Origin of the sequence: Pedobacter sp. MC2016-14 (genome assembly GCF_020991475.1) — a bacterium.
GTDB lineage: Bacteria > Bacteroidota > Bacteroidia > Sphingobacteriales > Sphingobacteriaceae > Pedobacter.
The window spans coordinates 1,556,735-1,576,851 of the sequence record NZ_JAJMPA010000001.1 but is presented as its reverse complement, the minus strand read 5'-3'; the positions used below and the strand labels follow the sequence as shown (position 1 = coordinate 1,576,851).

The 20,117-nt window shown below is 41.6% G+C and carries 20 protein-coding genes; 5 read left to right on the top strand and 15 right to left on the bottom strand.

Annotation, left to right across the window (positions count from 1 at the left end):
• On the top strand, positions 1-1,515 hold the full coding sequence (locus LPB86_RS06580; RefSeq protein ID WP_230641969.1) for a GH3 auxin-responsive promoter family protein: 1,515 nt from the start codon (positions 1-3) through the stop codon (positions 1,513-1,515).
• 9 nt (positions 1,516-1,524) lie between these two features.
• Here LPB86_RS06580 and LPB86_RS06575 read toward each other — a convergent pair whose 3' ends face one another.
• Positions 1,525-2,322 (bottom strand): DUF4350 domain-containing protein, encoded by a 798-nt coding sequence (locus LPB86_RS06575; RefSeq protein WP_230641968.1) that lies wholly within the window; start codon positions 2,320-2,322, stop codon positions 1,525-1,527.
• Between the two features lie 75 nt (positions 2,323-2,397).
• Entirely contained in the window at positions 2,398-2,988 is a 591-nt protein-coding gene (locus LPB86_RS06570) for a 2OG-Fe(II) oxygenase (RefSeq protein WP_230641967.1), read from the bottom strand.
• An 86-nt stretch (positions 2,989-3,074) separates the two neighbouring features.
• Here LPB86_RS06570 and LPB86_RS06565 point away from each other — a divergent pair, with 86 nt between their 5' ends.
• Positions 3,075-3,371 (top strand): Dabb family protein, encoded by a 297-nt coding sequence (locus LPB86_RS06565; RefSeq protein ID WP_230641966.1) that lies wholly within the window; start codon positions 3,075-3,077, stop codon positions 3,369-3,371.
• Between the two features lie 33 nt (positions 3,372-3,404).
• On the opposite strand, the gene LPB86_RS06560 is transcribed toward LPB86_RS06565, so the two are convergent.
• The 3 genes from LPB86_RS06560 to LPB86_RS06550 are packed head-to-tail and all read right to left on the bottom strand — an operon-like array spanning position 3,405 to position 5,539.
• Positions 3,405-3,668 carry a hypothetical protein gene (locus LPB86_RS06560; protein WP_230641964.1) on the bottom strand — a complete coding sequence of 88 codons (264 nt, stop codon included), beginning with the start codon at positions 3,666-3,668 and terminating at the stop codon, positions 3,405-3,407.
• Positions 3,669-3,683: 15 nt separating this feature from the next.
• Complete coding sequence (locus LPB86_RS06555) at positions 3,684-3,992, bottom strand: pyrimidine/purine nucleoside phosphorylase (protein WP_230641963.1); 309 nt, start codon at positions 3,990-3,992, stop codon at positions 3,684-3,686.
• A 41-nt stretch (positions 3,993-4,033) separates the two neighbouring features.
• A complete protein-coding gene (locus tag LPB86_RS06550) occupies positions 4,034-5,539 on the bottom strand; it encodes an acyl-CoA dehydrogenase (protein ID WP_230641961.1) in 1,506 nt (501 codons plus the stop codon).
• 314 nt (positions 5,540-5,853) lie between these two features.
• Between LPB86_RS06550 and LPB86_RS06545 the strand changes: the two genes are divergently transcribed.
• The 3 genes from LPB86_RS06545 (at position 5,854) to LPB86_RS06535 (ending at position 11,348) form a co-directional block, all read left to right on the top strand.
• Positions 5,854-8,433: an ATP-binding protein gene (locus LPB86_RS06545; protein ID WP_230641959.1), complete on the top strand. Its 2,580-nt coding sequence runs from the start codon at positions 5,854-5,856 to the stop codon at positions 8,431-8,433.
• Between the two features lie 133 nt (positions 8,434-8,566).
• On the top strand, positions 8,567-9,118 hold the full coding sequence (locus LPB86_RS06540; protein ID WP_230641958.1) for a ferritin-like domain-containing protein: 552 nt from the start codon (positions 8,567-8,569) through the stop codon (positions 9,116-9,118).
• 10 nt (positions 9,119-9,128) lie between these two features.
• Entirely contained in the window at positions 9,129-11,348 is a 2,220-nt protein-coding gene (locus LPB86_RS06535) for a catalase (RefSeq protein WP_230641957.1), read from the top strand.
• A 44-nt stretch (positions 11,349-11,392) separates the two neighbouring features.
• Here the strand turns inward: LPB86_RS06535 and LPB86_RS06530 are convergent, their stop codons facing one another.
• From LPB86_RS06530 to LPB86_RS06485, 10 genes are all read right to left on the bottom strand, one after another.
• Positions 11,393-11,866, bottom strand: coding sequence for an ankyrin repeat domain-containing protein (locus LPB86_RS06530; RefSeq protein WP_230641956.1), 474 nt, complete (start codon positions 11,864-11,866; stop codon positions 11,393-11,395).
• A gap of 36 nt (positions 11,867-11,902) precedes the next feature.
• Complete coding sequence (locus LPB86_RS06525; RefSeq protein WP_230641955.1) at positions 11,903-12,436, bottom strand: RNA polymerase sigma factor; 534 nt, start codon at positions 12,434-12,436, stop codon at positions 11,903-11,905.
• Positions 12,437-12,713: 277 nt separating this feature from the next.
• Positions 12,714-13,532 carry an alpha/beta fold hydrolase gene (locus tag LPB86_RS06520; RefSeq protein ID WP_230641954.1) on the bottom strand — a complete coding sequence of 273 codons (819 nt, stop codon included), beginning with the start codon at positions 13,530-13,532 and terminating at the stop codon, positions 12,714-12,716.
• A gap of 30 nt (positions 13,533-13,562) precedes the next feature.
• Positions 13,563-14,213: a TMEM175 family protein gene (locus LPB86_RS06515; RefSeq protein ID WP_230641953.1), complete on the bottom strand. Its 651-nt coding sequence runs from the start codon at positions 14,211-14,213 to the stop codon at positions 13,563-13,565.
• 1 nt (position 14,214) lies between these two features.
• Complete coding sequence (locus LPB86_RS06510; RefSeq protein ID WP_230641952.1) at positions 14,215-14,892, bottom strand: YoaK family protein; 678 nt, start codon at positions 14,890-14,892, stop codon at positions 14,215-14,217.
• A 10-nt stretch (positions 14,893-14,902) separates the two neighbouring features.
• Complete coding sequence (locus LPB86_RS06505) at positions 14,903-15,343, bottom strand: DoxX family protein (RefSeq protein WP_230641951.1); 441 nt, start codon at positions 15,341-15,343, stop codon at positions 14,903-14,905.
• Between the two features lie 2 nt (positions 15,344-15,345).
• Positions 15,346-17,202, bottom strand: a complete 1,857-nt coding sequence (locus LPB86_RS06500; protein ID WP_230641949.1) for an amidohydrolase — start codon at positions 17,200-17,202, stop codon at positions 15,346-15,348.
• 24 nt (positions 17,203-17,226) lie between these two features.
• Positions 17,227-17,970 (bottom strand): M17 family peptidase N-terminal domain-containing protein, encoded by a 744-nt coding sequence (locus tag LPB86_RS06495; protein WP_230641947.1) that lies wholly within the window; start codon positions 17,968-17,970, stop codon positions 17,227-17,229.
• Between the two features lie 17 nt (positions 17,971-17,987).
• A complete protein-coding gene (locus tag LPB86_RS06490) occupies positions 17,988-19,409 on the bottom strand; it encodes an alginate export family protein (protein WP_230641945.1) in 1,422 nt (473 codons plus the stop codon).
• Entirely contained in the window at positions 19,384-20,016 is a 633-nt protein-coding gene (locus LPB86_RS06485) for a hydrolase (protein ID WP_230641943.1), read from the bottom strand. Before LPB86_RS06485 ends, LPB86_RS06490 begins: the two co-directional genes overlap by 26 nt.
• Positions 20,017-20,117: the final 101 nt, after the last annotated feature.

Here is a 20,117-nt window from a genome sequence, read left to right as displayed (position 1 = left end):
ATGGCAATTGTAAATTCGATATTTACCTGGTACATGAAAAAGCGCGTTCATCAGATCGAGCTGTTCATGAAGTACCCCCTGGATGTACAGGAAGAATGGTTTCATACCCTCATTTCCAGTGCTGAAAATACCGAATGGGGTAAGAAATATGATTATAAATCTATAGAGAATGAGCAGCAGTTTAAAGAACGGGTGCCCATTCAAAACTACGACACCTTAAAACCTTACATAGAACGGATGTTAAAAGGAGAACAAAACATTCTCTGGCCATCCGACATCAAATGGTTTGCAAAGTCTTCGGGCACCACCAGTGACCGCAGCAAGTTCATCCCTGTTTCTGAAGAGTCCTTGCAGGAATGCCATTTTAAAGGTGGCAAAGATCTGCTCTCTATCTTCTGCAACAACAGGCCCAACAATCAGATTTTAACTGGAAAAGGCCTGGTATTAGGCGGCAGCCATCAGATCAACCAGCTCAATGAAGACTCCTTTTATGGCGACTTATCGGCTGTGCTGATCAAAAACCTACCCATGTGGGCAGAGTATTACAGAACGCCGGCAATTTCCATTGCGCTAATGGATAATTACGAGGAAAAGATGGAAAAAATGGCCGAGGCAACCATCAAAGAAAATGTAACTAATATTTCTGGCGTACCTACCTGGACCATTGTACTGGCCAAAAAAGTACTGGAAATGACGGGCAAGAGCAATTTGCTTGAGGTTTGGCCTAATCTTGAACTTTACTTTCATGGTGCAGTAAATTTTAAGCCATATATAGAGCAGTTTAAGGAACTGATTCCAAGTGATGACATGTATTATCTGGAAACCTATAATGCTTCGGAAGGCTTTTTTGGAATTCAGGATCAAATCAGTTCGGATGAAATGTTACTGATGCTCGACTATGGCATCTACTATGAATTTCTCCCGCTGGAAGACATTGGTCAGGAAAACCCTAAGACACTGTCGCTTGATCAGGTACAGCTTTTTAAAAATTATGCCATCATCATTTCCACCAACGGCGGTTTGTGGAGGTACATGATTGGAGATACCATTCAATTCAGTTCCCTCTTCCCTTTCCGCTTTCGCATTACAGGAAGGACAAAGCATTTTATCAATGCATTTGGTGAAGAAGTTATTATAGACAATGCTGAGCAGGCCATCACCAAGGCATGCAAGGCAACCTGTGCTGTGGTTAAAGATTACACGGCTTGCCCCATTTATTTTAAAGGACAAGAAGTTGGAGGCCACGAATGGATCATTGAATTTGACCAGCAGCCTACAGATTTTGAGACTTTTATAGATGTGCTTGACGATACTTTAAGAGCAGTAAATTCTGATTATGATGCAAAACGCTTCAAAGACATGGCCCTTCGAAGGCCGAAAGTTCACAATGCAGCCCACGATACGTTTTACAACTGGTTAAAATCTAAAGGTAAACTTGGTGGCCAGCATAAAGTACCAAGACTGGCAAACGAAAGAAAATATGTAGAAGAGATACTGCTGCAAATGCAGCAGTAATCTTTTTACTTACTTATTTTTTGTTTGCTGGAGCAACCAAATGGCAAGATCAGATGCAGCCTTATCATTTTCATATTCAGCCGGAAGTCTGCCGTTCACATATTCATTGTACAACCAGGGATCACCAACAGCAAACACAGTTCCTTTTCCATATTTAACCGTGGCCGCAATAGTAGCACCTGTCTTTGCAGATTTTAAAATTACCTCTGCATTAGCTGGAGTGCTGATGCTACACACATCTTTTAAAAATACTCTTTTAGATGTTTTAAATACAGGATTGTTTACAATATCTATTGCACCATCACTAAAATGGGCGTCATCGGTAACGTGAAGTTGCAAATCGCTGTTAAAGTGCATCCCAAACTTTCCGGCAAGAATGTTAAAATGCGGCAGTTCTACGTTTACGCTGTCATTAGCCATCATCACCAGTACTCCGCCTTTTTTTACCCAGGCAGCAATTTGCGAGGCATCTTCTTCCTGAATATAATTAGGCGCAGGGCTTTCTTTTCTGGTGTCCGGATCTACAATAATATAAACAGAAGTACCTTTAAGATTAGCCAGAGTTGGCCTTGTATTCAGGGAATCCAGTTTCGCGCCGTTCTTTTTAAATAACTCTCCCCAAATCATAAAACCAGACCACTCCTTTTCATCCCATAAGTAATGCCAGCGTACTGGCTTACCATTCACATCGTGCACTTCACGGTTAAAATAATAATCTAATGTTACCGTTTGTGCTTTAAGCCCTGTAAATGTACCTGCAATCAGCACAAAGAAAACGATAAGGGTTTTTAAATTTGCTCTATTCATTTATTAGTAATTTAGGATAATAACAATAAGATTTTAAAACTATCTATTCTATCCCAAAATACCAAAGGATAGCCATTAAATCTTAAGCCAGCCAGTGATACTCATTCTGGCCTTATGGGTCATCAACACTTCATGTTCCAGCTCACTGCTTTTAAAAAACACACTTTTGCCACTTTGCGGAGCAATACACTCAGCTTTTCCATCCTGATGAATACACAATTCCCCTCCATCAATGACCTGCCAATCTGCATTCAAATACATAATCATTGAAAATTGCCGGCTGTCATTATTCCGAAACTGATCCAGATGTCTTTTATAAAAGCTTCCTTCCTCATACATGGTATAATGGAACTCATACCCGGTAATACCAGTGTAGCAACTGCGGTTTAAATAGCTCACAAAGCTATCCATCAGGTCAAAAAATTCGTTCTCAAAAGAATTGTTATGTTCACGGTCCAGCCAATAGATTACATCGCCCCTAAATAACTGATCCTGCACAATCAAACTATCATTACCCAAACCAGCTTTCTGCAGCCGTTGCTCCTGATAAAGTTGTATCAAATTATCTTTTAAATGTCCTGACAGTGCAGCACTTAAAAAATCATCAGCTATACCTATTTTATTGGTTATAAAGCTCTCAATGAGCGTATCGAATATTTTTTCCAAAAGGAATGGGAGATCAAATAGAGGCAGATTACCAATATTTAGTAAGGTAATGGTTTTATCCCTAACTTTGGAAAAAAACTCATTATATGTTAGCTCACCACGTATTGTTCTGGCTAAAACCAGACACCACAGAAGATCAGAAAGTTGCTTTTAGGAAAAGTCTTGAATCTCTTGAAAAAATAGAAACGGTTAAACAATTCCATGTCGGAGTGCCCTCAATAATTGAGCGTGCGGTGGTTGATGTGACCTATACTTTCTCTTTAGTGCTATTTTTTGAAGACCTTGCCGGACACGATGTTTATCAGGTTCATGAATTGCACAAGGCCTTTTTAGAAGAATTTAGAGGCTTGTTTGAAAAAGTAACCATTTACGATTCGATATAAAAAAAAGCGCAGTTTTAAATGAACTGCGCTTTTTTATTCCATCTCTTCCAGGTACACTTCATGAACCAGGAATTTTATTTTTTCCATCCTGATCAGCAGGTCTGCTATTTCTTCTGAATGGATACTGTGGATCATATCACCGGTTTCAGGCATTTCTGAATTGGGCACCAATTCAAACGCTTCGTAGGGCCCGCGAACCTCTACCTCCAGCATCTTCACATATTTTACGCCATTCTCTATCCAGTCTTGCAGGATCTGTTCATTGAACTCAACATAGCGGTATTTAATTTCATGCATGCTTAAGCGTCACTATTAGGCGTAATAACACAGATAAGCCACGTCAGCGTCGCACATTACTTCAAATGAAGTATTTGCAGCCACATCAAATTCACCCTGCTCTTCATATATTTTAAAGGACCCATCAGCTAATTTTAAATGAAGCTGACCGGCAATCACAATCATTTTTTCCGGAGAGGAGGTTGAAAATGTATACGTCCCCTTTTTCATCACGCCAACAGTGGCTTTGCCAGCTGCAGTAGCCAAACCCAGGCTTTGTACTTTGCCTTCAAAATAAGTGTTGTGAGCCACAGGCTCAATTACGGAACTATTCAATTCACTCATGCTTAATTAATCTTTTGTTGTGGCTGAAATTACACTTAATTCTATACAAAATCAAACCATGCACTACCATCGAGGTAATCCTTCACGGTGGTGATGGTATTGTCGAATTGGAAAGCGCATATCAAAGTAGCAACTTCCTGTTTTAAACTTAAAATGCTATGTTCTGCCAAATCTTTCCTAAAACCTTTATCTTCTAACTCAAGCACATAGCCCGCACATACTACTCTTGCCAAAGCTTTACCCAGATCTACCAGTTTCCGTTGTGGAATTTCAGTACTGATGGTAAAGGAAAGGTCATTCTGGAAATGTGCACTCGCTCTCGCTGTAGGCTTAAATAACTTTAAAAACTCGTACAAATGGCTTTGCTTTTCCTTTTTCATAGCGCGTAAAACCATATCTGCAATTTGCGCATACAACATTTCATTAGAGCCTTCAAAAATCTGAAAAGGACGACTATCCATAATTCCACGGCCGCCAATATGACTGGTCCTATACCCATTTGCACCAGAAAGCTGAACCAAAAGCTGTGCAGATTCCTGCATTAAATCTGTTACTACTGCTTTCATGGCATTTGCTTCAAGGCCCTCAGCGGCCAGGCTATGGTCAATTCCGCTGATTGCACTGCTGCGGGCACACATTGCAGAGCAAATGGTATAGGCTGATTGTAACCTGGTGATTTGAAACTGCACATTATCCATCGCCAGCAGGTTGCTTCCGCCTACAATTCTGTTGTTGCAATGTTGCACCGCCTCATCCAGCATCCTATGGATAAAGCCCATTCCCATTCCCGGAAATTGCAGCCTGCTCCTATGTAAAATATCAAGCATCATTTTAATGCCTGTACTCTCTGGTTTCAATTTATGGTACTCCGGAACTACGATGTCTAGTTCATTTAAGCCATAAGGGATCATTAACAAACCAGGATTATCGTAGTATTCCGTTACTTTGATTTGCTGTCCCGGCAATGTATTGTCGCACAGAAAAAAATCTATGTCCCGTCCCAGTTCACCATTGTCATTTTCTTTCCGGCTCGCAATCAGCCAGTAATCTGCCATGCCAGTAAGTCCCTGCCAGTGTTTAGTCCCTTTAATATGATAGCCATCCGGGGTTAATTTATTACTGGTTTTCATATTTAAGGCATCACTTCCATAATTGGGTTCGGTAATCATTAAACCACCCATGTTCTGATTTTCCAGAAAACGGCTAAAAACACCCATCTTAACAGAAGAGTCACCGTATTTAGAAAGCGGCTCTAAAAACAAGGCGATGTTAATGCCGAACGTAAGCGATAAAGGAAGAGACTCATACGATGCCGCAGCCAATACGCTGAGGCATTCCTTTACGATAACACCACGTCCACCATATTCTTCAGGAATAGCTACAGACAGCGGACGCATTTTCATAATTCCATCCAGCAAATCAGCAGGCAATCCCCGTTCAGCACTTAGTTCATCAATGTTATATGTTTGATGAAACAATTGCTTCAAATTAGTCCTGAAGTTTTCAATGAATGTTGAAAACACACTGTTAGTTATAGTAATACTCATACCTTACAAATAAAAATTTAACGATTAGGTTTTCAAGATTAACAGAAAATATGAAAATACCTAAGTTATACTGCCTTCCAAAAATAAAACAACCACTTTTAAACAAAAATGATATTCATCACCTATTTTTTCATGACCATCAAATTTAGTCAAATAAAAATAAAGAAGCGCCGTTATTTAGAACGTTTCTTACATTTATCTCCATTAAATAGCTATTTAAACTTACAATATCATTTTAAATAGCTCAAAAAGAAGTACAGAGTTGGTATATTACCTATAGCTTATTTATCTTCGCCCTTATTGGGCTAATTTTGATGGAAAAATTAAAAGACACATTCTTCAGGGCGTACTTTACAATGAATGTTCCGCGCATCATTGTTAGAACAGATGCTTCAGTTTACACGGTCATTTCAATTAACGATTCCTTTTCAAGATTAACCGGCATAGCGGAAGCACATGCCTCAGGTCAATCGCTTTTTGACTTATTGAAGCTGGAAAAAGATGGAACAAATGGACAACAACAACTTTTAGATAGTTGCCTGGCGTATGCCATACAAAATAATGAACAGACCAACATACCTGAATTTGAAACTTTTATCATCAGCAATGGCCTGCGCATTCAGCGGTGGTGGAAGCTGGAACTGCTTCCGGTTATAGAAGTCAATGGCAGCGGAGCCTATGCAGTGATTAGCGTAACCGATGTAACCGAACACCTTCTTATTCAAAAGCAGTTGGATTTGGCAAAGGCCAATGAGCAATCGCTGCAGGAAGAACTTGCGGCCACCAACGAAGAACTTGCCGCAGCAAATGAAGAACTCAATGCCACCATAGAAAACCTGAGGCAATCTCAGGAAAACTTACAGGAGCTGAACAATGAACTGGAGAATAAGGTATCATTGAGAACAGCAGACCTTCTTCTGGCGCAAGCCGAATTGACATCGCAGCATATTCTCATGGAAACCATTCTCAATGAAGTGCCCGCAGGTATATGTGTACTTAAAGGCGCTGAAATGAATCTTGAGCTGGTTAATGCTAAACTGCTGCAATTATGGAAGCGTAAAAAGAACATCATTGGCAAACCGCTAACGGAAGTTATGCCCGAGCTCCTGGATCAGGAATTTCCAGAGATATTAAATGAAGTATATGTTACGGGAAGCCCGTTTAGCAAAAGCGAAGCCTATGCAGAACTGATCATAGATGGTGTTAAAACTCCTGTATACAGAGATTTTTCTTACACCCCAATTAAAGATAATCAGGGTAACACACACAGCATAGTGGCTTTGACTATTGACGTGACCGGCCGTGCACTTGCACGGATCCGTGAACAACAATTAATGGAAGAGCAATCAGCCATTAATGAAGAGCTGTCGGCCGCTAACGAAGAGCTTGCTGCCACAAACGAGGAATTGCATGAAGCTCAGGAAAACCAGGACCGGTTAATTGCTGTACTAGCCAGGAGCGAAGCCCGGTTCCGGAACCTGATTATAGAGGCACCTGTGGCCATTTGTGTTTTAAAAGGAACAGATTATGTCATTGATGCTGTAAATGATGAAGGGCTTAAGATCCTGAACAAACAATCAGACATTATAGGGAAATCACTCCGGGCAGCCTTATCTGAGCAAGAGCGACGGCCATTACAGGAGTTGTTAAAAATGGTATCCAGATCTGGCGAAACGTATTATGGAAATGAGGTTCGTGCGCAATTTGAATCAGATGGGCAGCCGGAAGACGGTTATTTTAACTTCATTTTTAAACCAGTAAAAACAAGCCAGGACAGCATTGAAGAGGTGATTATCGTAGCTACAAATGTAACTGACCTGGTCAATGCACGTAACGAAAAAGAAAGTGCAGAGGTTAAACTTGGACTGGCCATTGAAGCGGCCAGAATGGGCTCATGGTATATTAATGCTGCAACTAACGCATTAGAATACAACCCAACACTTGCTGTTTTATTTGGATATGAAGGTTCTGAGCCAATGACCTATGAGCAGGCCATCTCCCGGGTAACAGATGATTACAGGCAAAAACTGGAATGGGAAATTGAGCAAGCCATTACTCATGGTGGAGTTTACGATATGACTTATACCATGAGACGATTTAACGACGAGAAAATCATATGGTTACGCTCATTGGGTAAAATTCATCAGGATAACCAGGGCAACTATACTATATTTTCTGGTGTAGTAATGGACATTACTGAACAAAAACAAGATGAGCAGCGGAAGAATGATTTTATTGGGATGGTAAGTCATGAATTGAAAACCCCATTAACCTCCTTAAATGGCTATGCACAAATCTTACATTCCAAGGCTAAAAAACAGGAGGATTCCTTTGCTATAAATGTACTGAGCAAAGTTACTGACCAGGTAAAAAGAATGACTACCCTGATCAATGGGTTTCTAAACATCTCCCGACTAGAATCGGGCAAAATTCATCTCGTGCTACAGGAGTTCTATTTGGATGAGCTGGTTAGAGAAAATATTGAAGAGGCAGAACTACTTTCTACCGCTCACGAAATTATATTTAAACCTTGCGCGCCTGTTCTTGTAAAAGCCGACCGCGATAAAATTGGATCGGTGATTTCAAATATGATCAGCAATGCCATTAAATATTCGCCTAATGGCATAAAAAAAATAGAAATACAGTGTCAAACCACCGCCTCTGCAGCTCAAATCAGTGTAAAAGACTTTGGAATGGGTATTGCTGCTGCTGATATTCCAAAACTTTTTGACCGCTTTTACCGGGTAGAAAGCAACCAAATGCATCTCATCTCTGGATTTGGAATTGGGCTCTACCTTTGCTCAGAGATCATTAACCATCATCATGGAAAAATATGGGTAGAAAGTGAACCCGATCAAGGTTCAACATTTCATTTTAGCCTGCCTTTAAACTGACGACATTGCACCCTGGCAAATTACTGCTAACACCTTAATATATAAGTCAAATCCCCCTTTCTTACATTATTGCTAAGAAGGACAAACATAAACCTAAGAGTTGTGTTGTGGTAGGTAAATAGCCTACCATACTATGAAACAACAAAAATCCGGTGATGCCAAGTTCAGCACCAAAACCAACCCCATAGCAGAGCCTGCTTTAATGGAATTATTTCTTGATTGCATCAAAGACATTTATTGGGCAGAAAACCATTTGGTAAAATCCCTGCCTAAAATGCAGCAGTCTGCCAGCTCCCCTGAGTTGACTACTGCAATTGGCGACCACCTTGAAGAAACGAAAGTACATGTAAGCAGACTGGAAAAGGTATTTGGGCTTTTGGGCCAAAAAGTACAGGCAAAAAAATGTGATGCGATGGAAGGACTTTCCAAAGAGGCCGAAGGCATTGTTGAAAGTACAGAAGCCGGAACTGCAACCAGAGATGTAGGGATTATACTGGCCTCGCAAAAAGTAGAGCATTATGAAATTGCCACTTATGGCGGCATATACCAGCTTGCGGTGACACTTGGTCTTGATGAGGTTGCAGAATTGCTGGCCCAGACTTTAGCGGAAGAAAAGGCCGCCGATCAAAAACTATCCGATGTTGCAGAAAGCAGCGTAAATTATAAAGCGGCTGAAGAAGCTTAATCCAATCCACATGAGCAAGAAAAACACACCTCCTAAATTAGGAACAGAAACTGCAATAGATAAGCATTTGGTGCAACAGCCGGAAAATACAAAAACCGAAAAGCTGGCCGAGCATACTGCTGACGCGACCAACCAGGCAATGACCACAAACACAGGGTTAAAGATCAATGACGACCAAAACTCTTTAAAAGCAGGCGACCGTGGAGCTACTTTATTGGAAGATTTTGTACTCAGGGAAAAGATCACTCATTTTGATCATGAGCGCATCCCCGAACGGGTAGTTCATGCCAGGGGATCTGGTGCGCATGGAACTTTCAAAGTATATGAATCTTTAGCTGCGGTAACAAAGGCAAAATTCCTGCTCGACCCAGCATTGGAAACACCTGTATTTGTACGTTTCTCTACCGTAGCCGGCTCAAAAGGCTCTACCGATCTGGCAAGAGATGTTCGCGGCTTCGCTGTTAGATTTTACACTCAGGAAGGCAATTTTGATTTAGTAGGCAACAACATGCCTGTATTTTTTATTCAGGATGCCTTGAAATTTCCTGATCTGATACATGCTGTTAAGCCAGAACCTGACAATGAAATACCACAGGCGGCTTCTGCCCATGATACCTTTTGGGATTTTATCTCTCTGGTACCAGAATCTGCGCACATGATCATGTGGGCAATGAGTGACAGGGCCATTCCAAGAAGTTATAGAATGATGGAGGGCTTTGGTGTCCACACCTTCCGTTTAATTGATGCTGAAGGGAAATCAAGCTTTGTGAAATTCCATTGGAAGCCACTGTTAGGTGTGCATTCGGTAGCATGGGACGAAGCACAAAATATTTCGGGTAAAGACCCTGATTTTCATCGCAGGGATCTTTGGGATGCCATAGAAAGTGGTGCCTTTCCAGAATGGGAATTGGGAATTCAGGTAGTTCCTGAAGAGGATGAATTCAAATTCGATTTTGATCTTTTAGATCCTACAAAATTAATCCCAGAGGAACTAGTACCAGTACAGCGTGTGGGTAAAATGACACTTAACCGCAATCCTGACAACTTCTTTGCCGAGACAGAACAGGTGGCTTTTCACCTGGGAAATATTGTTCCCGGAATAGATTTCACAAACGATCCATTGTTACAAGGCCGCTTGTTCTCTTATACTGATACGCAGTTGTTGCGTCTGGGTGGTCCAAATTTTCATGAAATCCCCATCAACCGCCCTGTTGTGGGCGTCCACAACAATCAGCGCGATGGTCATATGCGTCAAACCATCAACAAAGGTAAAGTAAGCTATAGCCCCAATTCCCTCGGCAATAATGACCCCGCCCAGGTAAAAGAGGCGGATGGCGGTTTTGTAAGTTATGGAGAACGTATAGAAGCACATAAGGTACGAGCCAGAAGTAAAAGCTTTTTTGATCACTTTAGTCAGGCACGCCTGTTTTTCAATAGCCAGTCCGACCCAGAAAAAAACCACCTTATTGATGCACTTACCTTTGAACTTGGAAAAGTAAAAACTATCGCCATCAGGGTTAGAATGTTGGGGATCCTGGAACAGATTGACAAAGGATTAGCGGCAGAAGTGGCCTTCGGGTTAAGGTTGCATTTACCTGAAAAAGCAGATTTGCCAGGCAACCAAAGTATTCCCGCCGATGCAAACGCGGCAGACTACCAGTCGGTGCAAGTTGAAGGATCACTGGACAAATCAGCTGCACTAAGTATGGCGGGCACCATAAAAAATACCATTAAAAGCAGGAAAATAGCCATCCTGGCTGCTGATGGTGTAGATGCAAAATCGCTGCTTACGGTAAAAAAAGCGTTAGAAGCTGAAGGTGCCGTGGTGGAAGTGATTGCACCAAGACTTAACTACATTATTGGTACAAAGGATGAAAACATTGAGGTAGACCAAAGCTTTTTGGGCGCTGCCTCTGTATTGTTTGATGCTGTGTATGTCCCCGGTGGAACCAACAGCGTTGCCAGTCTGGAAGCAGACGCAGATGCTATTCATTTCCTTAATGAGTCTTTTAAACATTGCAAAGCCATTGCAGCAGATACTGGGGCAATGCAGGTTTTAGAAGCTACCTATTTCATTAAAAAACTACCTACGGACTTTAGTGATGAAACCGTATTAAAAGAAGGAATTGTCATTGGAGACCATGCGGGCAAATTGGCAAAACAATTTATCACGGCTATCGCTCAGCATCGTTTTTGGGAGCGGGAAGTGCCCAGAAAAATTCCGGCATAAGTCATTCATAAAAAAAGGTCGCTATGAGCGGCCTTTTTTTATGATCAATCTTTATAGAGCAAGCTTAATGCTTCTTCATTGCCCTGCTGCGCGGCCAGATCAAATACAGAAAGACCGCGTACGTCTACAAGGCTTTTATCAGCCCCTTTATCAATTAAAATCTTTAATACATCGTTACGTCCAAACATTGCAGCAAACATTAATGCTGTTCCTCCATTCCCATGTTGTAAATCAACATTAGCGCCATGATCAATTAGCAAATTGACAATGTGCGGGTAACCCTTAAAACTTACACCCATTAAGGCCGTATTGCCACCAATATCACAAGCATCTACATTGGCACCTGCTTTAATCAATAAAGCAGCAGCCTCAATTTTATTGTTATAACATGAAATGATTAGTGGCGTATATCCCTTCTCATCCTTCCAATCCAAGTCAGCCCCATCGGCAATCATTTCTCTCAAAATATCAAGGTCGCCAGAGCGGGCAGCACCTATAAGCCTACTTAATTTTTCCATTATAAAGTACCAGGGTTTGCGGTATTGATGAACTTGTTAATCGATGTACCTTTTATTACCAAATTCCTGGCTGTACATTTTAAGGTTGGCTTTCAGAATTTTTCTGGCCACATGGATTCTGGTTTTAACCGTTCCTATCGGGATATCAAGTTCTTCGGCAATCTCATGATATTTGAAGCCTTGAAAATACTTGATAAAAGGAACGTAATAATCTGCCTGTAAGGCACCCATTGCTTTATTGATGTCTTCTTGTATAAACTTGTTTTCACCAGCATTATTGGACGCGCTTTTGGACAACTGAGCAGAATTTAAATCTTCAGAGGTATCCATCACCTGATTTCTTTTGGTGGAGCTTCTGTAATTGTTGATAAAAGTATTTTTCATGATGGTGTATAACCAGCCCTTAAGATTAGTGCCTTCTTTATACATGCCTTCATAACGCATTGCTTTAAGTAAAGTATCCTGAACCAGATCATCTGCATCATCAAAATTTTGTGTAAATTTCAACGCAAACTGACTTAAAGAAGGGCGGAGGCTGCAAACCTGGGTATTGAAAGTTAAGTTATTCATAGGTAGATGTATTTTTGTTTTTCAAAATACATTTTACAACAAATGTTCCAATACACACTCCTAAATGGGAATAAGCATCAATTTAAGGTGATTTAAGTATAAAAAAATTTGTTTTTTCAGAAAAACAAATTTTGGCAGGGTTTTTATAACCATAAATTTTTAGACAACCGTTAATTTACAGTACCTTTTACAACACACTAAATAAGAATAGCCCCTTATATTAAAAAAGCCTGCTATCACTGACAGCAGACTTCTATAACATGGGGTATTTGGAAATTTAGGATTCAATAAAGGCTAAAAGATCTTTATTGATGGTATCTGCTTCCGTAGTAGGCATGCCATGAGGAAAACCCGGGTAAGAAATCAGTTTTCCATCCTTAAGGAGTTTTGCAGCTCTGGGAGCCTGGCCATAAGGCACAATTTGATCGTCTTCGCCATGCATTACCAGCACCGGAATCTCTACACTTTTAAGATCCTCAGTGAAATCTGATTCAGAGAAAGCTTTGATGCCTTCATAATGCGCTTTTACCGAGCCCATCATACCCTGACGCCACCAGTTATGCTTAATTCCCTCGGCAACTGTTTTACCCTCGCGGTTCCAGCCATAAAAGGCGATAGGGAAATCGTAGTAATACTGTGCCCTGTTAAATCCAGTTCCTAAGCGTATTTCATCAAATACAGATAATGACACACCTTCTGGATTGCTATCATTTTGAACCATAATGGGTGTAACGGCACTAATCAATACCGCCTTAGCTACACGACCTTTTCCATGTTTGGCAACGTAACGGATCACCTCGCCGCCACCAGTTGAATGACCAATATGAATGGCATCTTTTAAATCCAGTGCTGCTGTTAATTCAGCAATGTCTGCCACATAGGTATCCATATCATTTCCGCCAGAGCTTTGTCCGGAGCGTCCATGTCCTCTGCGGTCATGTGCAATTACCCTATAGCCCTTAACCAGAAAAAACATCATTTGGGCATCCCAATCGTCTGCTGATAAAGGCCATCCGTGATGAAATACAATTGGTTGTCCTGTGCCCCAATCTTTGTAATAAATTTGTGTACCGTCTTTAACTGTAATTACACTCATGTTTTCCTGATTTTAATGTTGATTATGAATTTAGTTATTTGTTTTAAAAAAGCTTTTTGCCATCATTTTGTTTTTGACTTCTATTTTGCCTGAAGATCCTGCCCAGAAAACCCACAATAAAACATTAATTGCGAGTGCGGTGACGGAAAAATAAAAGGAGAGCGCAAATGCTGCCAGATAAGTGGGCAGTCCGTAAAAGTAATTGTTTCTGATTTTTTTAATTTCAGTTTCTCCAAGCTCCGGCCTCAGCAAACTCCGGTCCCTTGAAGCCAAAAACCAGCACAAGTTATAAGAAAGGTTAACCAGTACAAAAGTACCGCTGTAAATAGTTATGGTCAATTGCCGGGAAGGTGTATCGTAAAAATTGGCCATTAATGCGCTGGTATAAGAAACACAACATACCAGAAAAAGGATGATGCCATTAGAAAACATAATGGCGGTGTTTCTTTTGTAAATCTGTTTAAAGAGCTTGTGGTGATTTACCCACATGATGAAAATGCTAAAAAACGAAAGCATAAAAGCCAGGTAACCGGGCCACTGCGCTACCAGTTTAAACAGCAGGTCTTTTGGCCCCTCTCCTTCTTTAAGTTCAGGAATATGGAGTTCCAATACCAGTAAGGTTATTGCAATGGCAAATACACCATCGCTAAAGGCTTCTATTCTTCCTGTTTCTTTTTCCATTTTATACTCCTTCTTGTGCAGGTGTAGAAAAATAGCAAATCACCATTGCCACGCCAGGCAAAACCACCCCCGCCAGACCATACCATTGCCCGGCAATTGCTCCCAACACACATCCTATTAAAAACCCGGCAAGGGTAATTAAGCCTTTCTTTAAACTTACCCAGTAATCTGCACCGGTAAACCCAGTCGCAAACAAACCACTAAGGTCCAGCGCTACCTGGGTTACATTCCCTGTCATCATGGTTGTTGGGCCATGTGTTTCTTTCGCAAACAGTTTTCCAAAAGCATTCTGAAAGCCCATTGCAAAGACCACTATCATGGTTACAACATACATAGAAATTGTGGTCAGCTCGCTTTCAGTATCACAAAGTACATACGCCAGGGCACCAGCCAAAATCAGAAGTATCCCTTCACAACACAACAAAAAATGATGATTTCTTATTCTTGATGAAATCCAGCCCCCGGTCATCACAGCAAGCAAAAAAACAGGAAAGGTTAACAACTTGACCCATGAATCTGGTTCTGCACCTTTAATCATCTGATAAGCAAAAACGATAAAGTTTCCGGTTACATGGGCAGAAAAAATTTTATCAGCCGCCACAAATGTGATGGTATCGCAATAACCGGCAACTATAGTGAGTACCAGTGTTACAAACCCTATACTTTTCTTAATTTCCATATCTGTTTATTTAGTTAAAAAATGTTTGCAGCAAATAACTGTCTACAGCATAAGTTCCAGGCCCTACAGCACAAAGGAACAATAAAGAAAGCGTATACATATATGGAACATCCCTTACCTCCAGCGAATCTTTTCTATGCACAACAAAATACCCTATTGCAGTTACCCCAATTGTGGGCAATAGTACCAGTCGCGTACCCACACCCAGCATCACCAAAAAAGGAACTACCGTATCAGAGAAAGTTGCCACTAATCCATTCAGTTGCTCTGGGAGGTGTAAGGGGTTTGGAACATGCTCTTTATGTCCGTTTTCTACCCTGAATTTTTTGAGTCCGTGGACACGAAATAACTCCAGCATCAGAAGCATCCGGAAGATGAGTATGGCTATATTGTTAAATTCAGATCCCAGATCTGAATAAAGCAGCGTTTTGATTAGTGTTTCTATATTCATGGTTAAAAAGCAAAACAAGAACAGCCCAGGGCACCCCAGAAGGCCGTATAATTATTAATTGGAAGGTGACTATGGCGCGCAACGTCATGGTTGTGCGCATGTACATTGCAGCTTCCTGCGCAAGAGTGAATGTTTACTACCTTAGCTTGGGCAGGTGCCTGGGCTTTATAGTAACCATTGTGGAATGCAGTGGGCGACCAGTCTGGCAATACGGGGATTTTTGGCGGTGAAAATTCCGAAAAATCATCTGTGGCATATACAATTTGCCCCCCAACAATGGTAAGCTCTGCTTCTATGCCCTTTATCTCTTCTTCATCTACCTTAAAATAATCCTTGTTAAGAACCGCTAAATCTGCAAACATACCTATAGCAATATCACCTTTTTTACTTTGATCATTAGAGAACCATGCACTTCCCCTGGTATAGAGTTCCAATGCGGTTTCCCTGCTTAAAGTAGTACTTTCATCATAAATCTTAAGCCCACCAATTGTTCTGCCCGCTGATAACCAGTACATGGAAACCCAGGGATTATAACTACTAACCCTGGTAGCATCAGATCCACCACCTACAGGCACACCCATTTCCAGCATTTTTTTTACTGGCGGTGTTTGCAAGGCAGCTTTTTCTCCATACCGATCGGTAAAATATTCTCCCTGATAGGCCATCCTGCTTTGTATAGCAATCCCGCCACCAAGCGCTTTTACCCGTTCAATATTTCTTTCATCAATGGTCTCTGCATGGTCAAAAATCCATGGAATACCCGCAAAAGGTAAATCCCGGTTTACTTTCTCAAAAACATTCAGGAAACGCCCGATGCTTTCGTTGTAAGTAGCATGCAGCCTGAATGGCCACTTTTTTTCTACCAATAAACGAACCACCCGTTCCAGCTCGGCCTCCATATTCTCGGGTAAGTCTGGTCTTGGCTGTAAAAAATCTTCAAAGTCAGCCGCAGAAAACACCAGCATTTCACCAGCTCCATTGTGCCTGTACATATCATCACCCTGGTACAATTCTACAGAAGAAGTCCAGTTTTCAAAATCCTCAAACTCCTGCTTTGGCCTTTGCGTAAATAAATTGTAGGCAATACGTACCGTAAGCTGCTTTTGCTCATTCAATTCATTTACCACTTTATAGTCGTCCGGGAAATTCTGGAAACCTCCACCTGCATCAATTACACTCGTAATTCCAAACCTGTTTAGCTCTGTCATGAAATGACGGGTAGAATTTACCTGATGTTCAAGCGCTAATTTTGGTCCCTTAGCAAGTGTAGCATACAGGATCATGGCATTAGGGCTGGCAATAATTAGCCCCGTTGGTTCCCCGGATGAATCACGCTGAATTTCGCCTCCGGGAGGGGCAGGTGTATCTTTGGTATAACCAACAGCCCTAAGGGCTGCTTTGTTCATAAATGCCCTGTCGTACAGGTTCAAAATAAACACAGGGGTATCTGGCGCTATGGCATTGATTTCTTCTAGCGTGGGCATCCTTCGCTCAGCAAACTGAAATTCCGACCATCCGCCAACTACCCTTACCCATTGTGGTGAGGGCGTACGGTCTACCTGCTCCTTCAGCATCCGGAGTGCATCTGCCAGTGAAGGAACACCGTCCCAGCGCAATTCAAGATTATAGTTCAATCCACCTCTAATCAAATGGATGTGAGAATCATTTATTCCCGGAACTACGCGTTTCTTCTTCAAATCAATAACCTTGGTTTGCGGACCAGAAAACTTCATCACTTCTGCATCACTGCCTAGCGCTGTAAATTGTCCGTCTTTGATCGCAACTGCGGAAATATCTTTGTTGGTTTTAGCAATGGTATGGATTTTACCATTGAATAAAATCATATCTGCATGTATCATCAGTATAAGTTTAAATGGTCAGCACTATTTATTGACATCAGCAATTGCCGCTGCAATTCCTTCTCCGGCTACGGTAAAAAAAGAGGGACCGGCCAAAAGGATAATTTTTGAGAGCGGCTTAAATTCGGCCATCTTTCGATCCTTTAACCAAAGCTGTGTCTGATAAGCGGCAAAAGCTCCCCTTACCACATTGCCAGCCACTAAAGCAGTTGGGGAGTCTATGCCCGCATCTTTGAGGTCACTGGCAAAAGAGAAATTACCTACGCCCAACCTAAGTGCTTCACTCATGGCCACACTACCTACCGATGTCATAATGGAGGCTTCAAATTTATTACGGTCGCCAAGACCAATCAGCAGTAGTTTTTTAGCACCAATAGTTCCTTTTGGCGGACTGATGAGAATTGTTTCGTACGCATGCCCCATAAATTTACCACTCTTGCGTAGTTCCGTTACAAGACCTTTCATGTCCTGGTCCAGGTGTACCATTCCATTTAGGGCTGCCGGTAAAGCCGGCGGAGAATTAAAAATATCCCCTTCTGTATATTCAAATACACAGGCAACCTGAAGATCGCTAACTTGCGCAGAAGGACCTTGCACCACGCCTTCAATTGCAACACCTTTAACGCTACCCCATACTTTGGTTGTACCTATGGCAGTTGTTTGTTGCGCTTTAGCTGACGTTACCGTAAAAATTACTGAAAGCATCAGCAGTATAACATACCGCTTATATATGGCAAATTGCTGTGTTATGGTTGTTTCTTTGTTCATGTTTATTTCTTTTAATGTTAAAATTTGAATGAGATTTGAGCGTTAAAGAACCTTGAATCCGACGTCTGGCCAACGATATCGCGGATAAAGGCAGCTGTTTTAAAGTATTGCCCACCACAGCTAAAAGACAGCAATGGGGTAAACCTGTAATCGGCACTGAGCAGGTAGGTTGTACCAATATAGCGATGAGCTGATGCAGTCCCTGCAGTATTAAAGTTGCCACTTGGGCGGTAAATCCCATCGCCAGCTGAATACCTCCAGTTAAAGACAACATCTGCCTGCAAGGATAATTTTTCTGTCATACTCAATACCAGGTAGGGATGCAGGTCAACTAAATTAGCTGGACCAATTAAGGGGTTAAAACCGAAATATCCGCCTTTTGGATAAAGCGGATTGAAAGTTTGCAGTTTACCATCTCCTGCACTTCTATCGCCAGAGATATAGTCGTTTCTCAAATTAAGGGAGGGTTTAAACTTAAGCTGTTCAAAAGTATAACCCAGATCTATTGCCCCGGTCCAGGCACTAATACTCCCTGCACCAAATGCACCAAACTGATAAGCAGCTTCCAGGTTGTAGATAAAACCTCCCCCATTTTTCCAATAGCGTGCGGCAACAGTATGCCTCAACTCTCTTGCTATCCCTTCTTCAAATTGCGCATGGTCCCGCTTTATACCAAGATAGTAAACATCAAAATTACCAGCCCTTTCTATAATGATATTGCTATAAAGCCCCCATAGGTTGGCCTGCCCTGAACCCTTATTGTCAAAAACACCTGGGTTTACTTCATCTGCTTCCATCACAAAAGCATCCAGGGTAAATTTTGGCAAACTGTACATCAGCTTGGCACCTGTAAAATATTGCCTGGTGGTAGTTCCCTCTCTCACAGAAATCAGGCGACCAGAGCCATAGTTCATTTCCTGGCGGCCTAACCTAATAGAAAGGCTTTTGGCCCCGGTCTTTAACAAGTTAAACTCTGCAAAAAGATTCTGAACAACTAGCTGATCTTCGTCTACAGGCGCGGCACCGTATTTACTTCCATTCTCAAGGGCACTATTGAGCTGTGCAAAAAACCGTAGCCGATCTCCAGTATGGAGATCGGCATAGACCGCATATCTTTGTAGAAATGAAGAATTAAAGCCCTGGTCCTTAATCCAGTCTTCGTTTACCTTAAGCCCATATTCATACCGGAGTTCTCCGCCCAGGCTAAGGTAAAATTCGCGGTCAGATGAAATTGGGATATACTTAAGGCGGTTATAAAATGTACTGTCAGCATCTTTAAGTTTGCTGTAGTCTTCATCATAACGCATCAGTCTGATGCTTTGCGCTGCAAGATCTTCATGAAAAAAGCCAGACAGCAGCACTACGATCAACATAAAAAGATTGTACCTCAATTTCATCCTGCTGAGCCGAAACTTAGTGCTTAACCATTTTATGCGCATATTGTATGCCCAGGCCATAACCTGCACCATATTTCTTCATCAGGTCGGTTACCGCAACATAAGTCTCTGTTCTAGCCCAGTCTCTTTGCAATTCTAACACATATTGTACGGCTGTAATAGGCTTAACACCAGCATGTACCATTCTTTGCACGGCCCGCTCATGTGCCTCAGTACTTACATCACCACAAGCATCCGTAATTACAAATACGTCGTATCCTTCTTCCATGGCAGATAATGCAGGGCCAACAATACACACCCCTGTCCACAAACCAGCAAGCACCAATTTTTTCTTACCAGTTCCGGTAATGGCTTTATAGGCGGGTTCATCTTCCCAGGTATTCATAGTTGTACGGTCCAGGTATCCAGAAGTTGCCTGTGGATAAAACTCTTCAATTTCCGAAAAAACCGGACCTGCAAACGAATCTTCCGCAACAGTAGTTACAATAGTAGGAATGTTGAAAATCCTGGAGCCTCCGGCTATGATGGCAACGTTGGTACGCAATTCTGTTATAGAAATACTCTTGGTAGCAAAGGCCATCTGACCTTCAAAGTCAATTAGCACTAAGGCATGGTTGTCTGGAGACAAAAGATTTGTTGATGGTTTCATAAATTTATTTTTTATACCGCGGCTTAACCAACAAGCATACCAATACCTTATCAACCTACAGCTTAGCTATTTACAACATATAAAAGTGCTTTTTAATTACT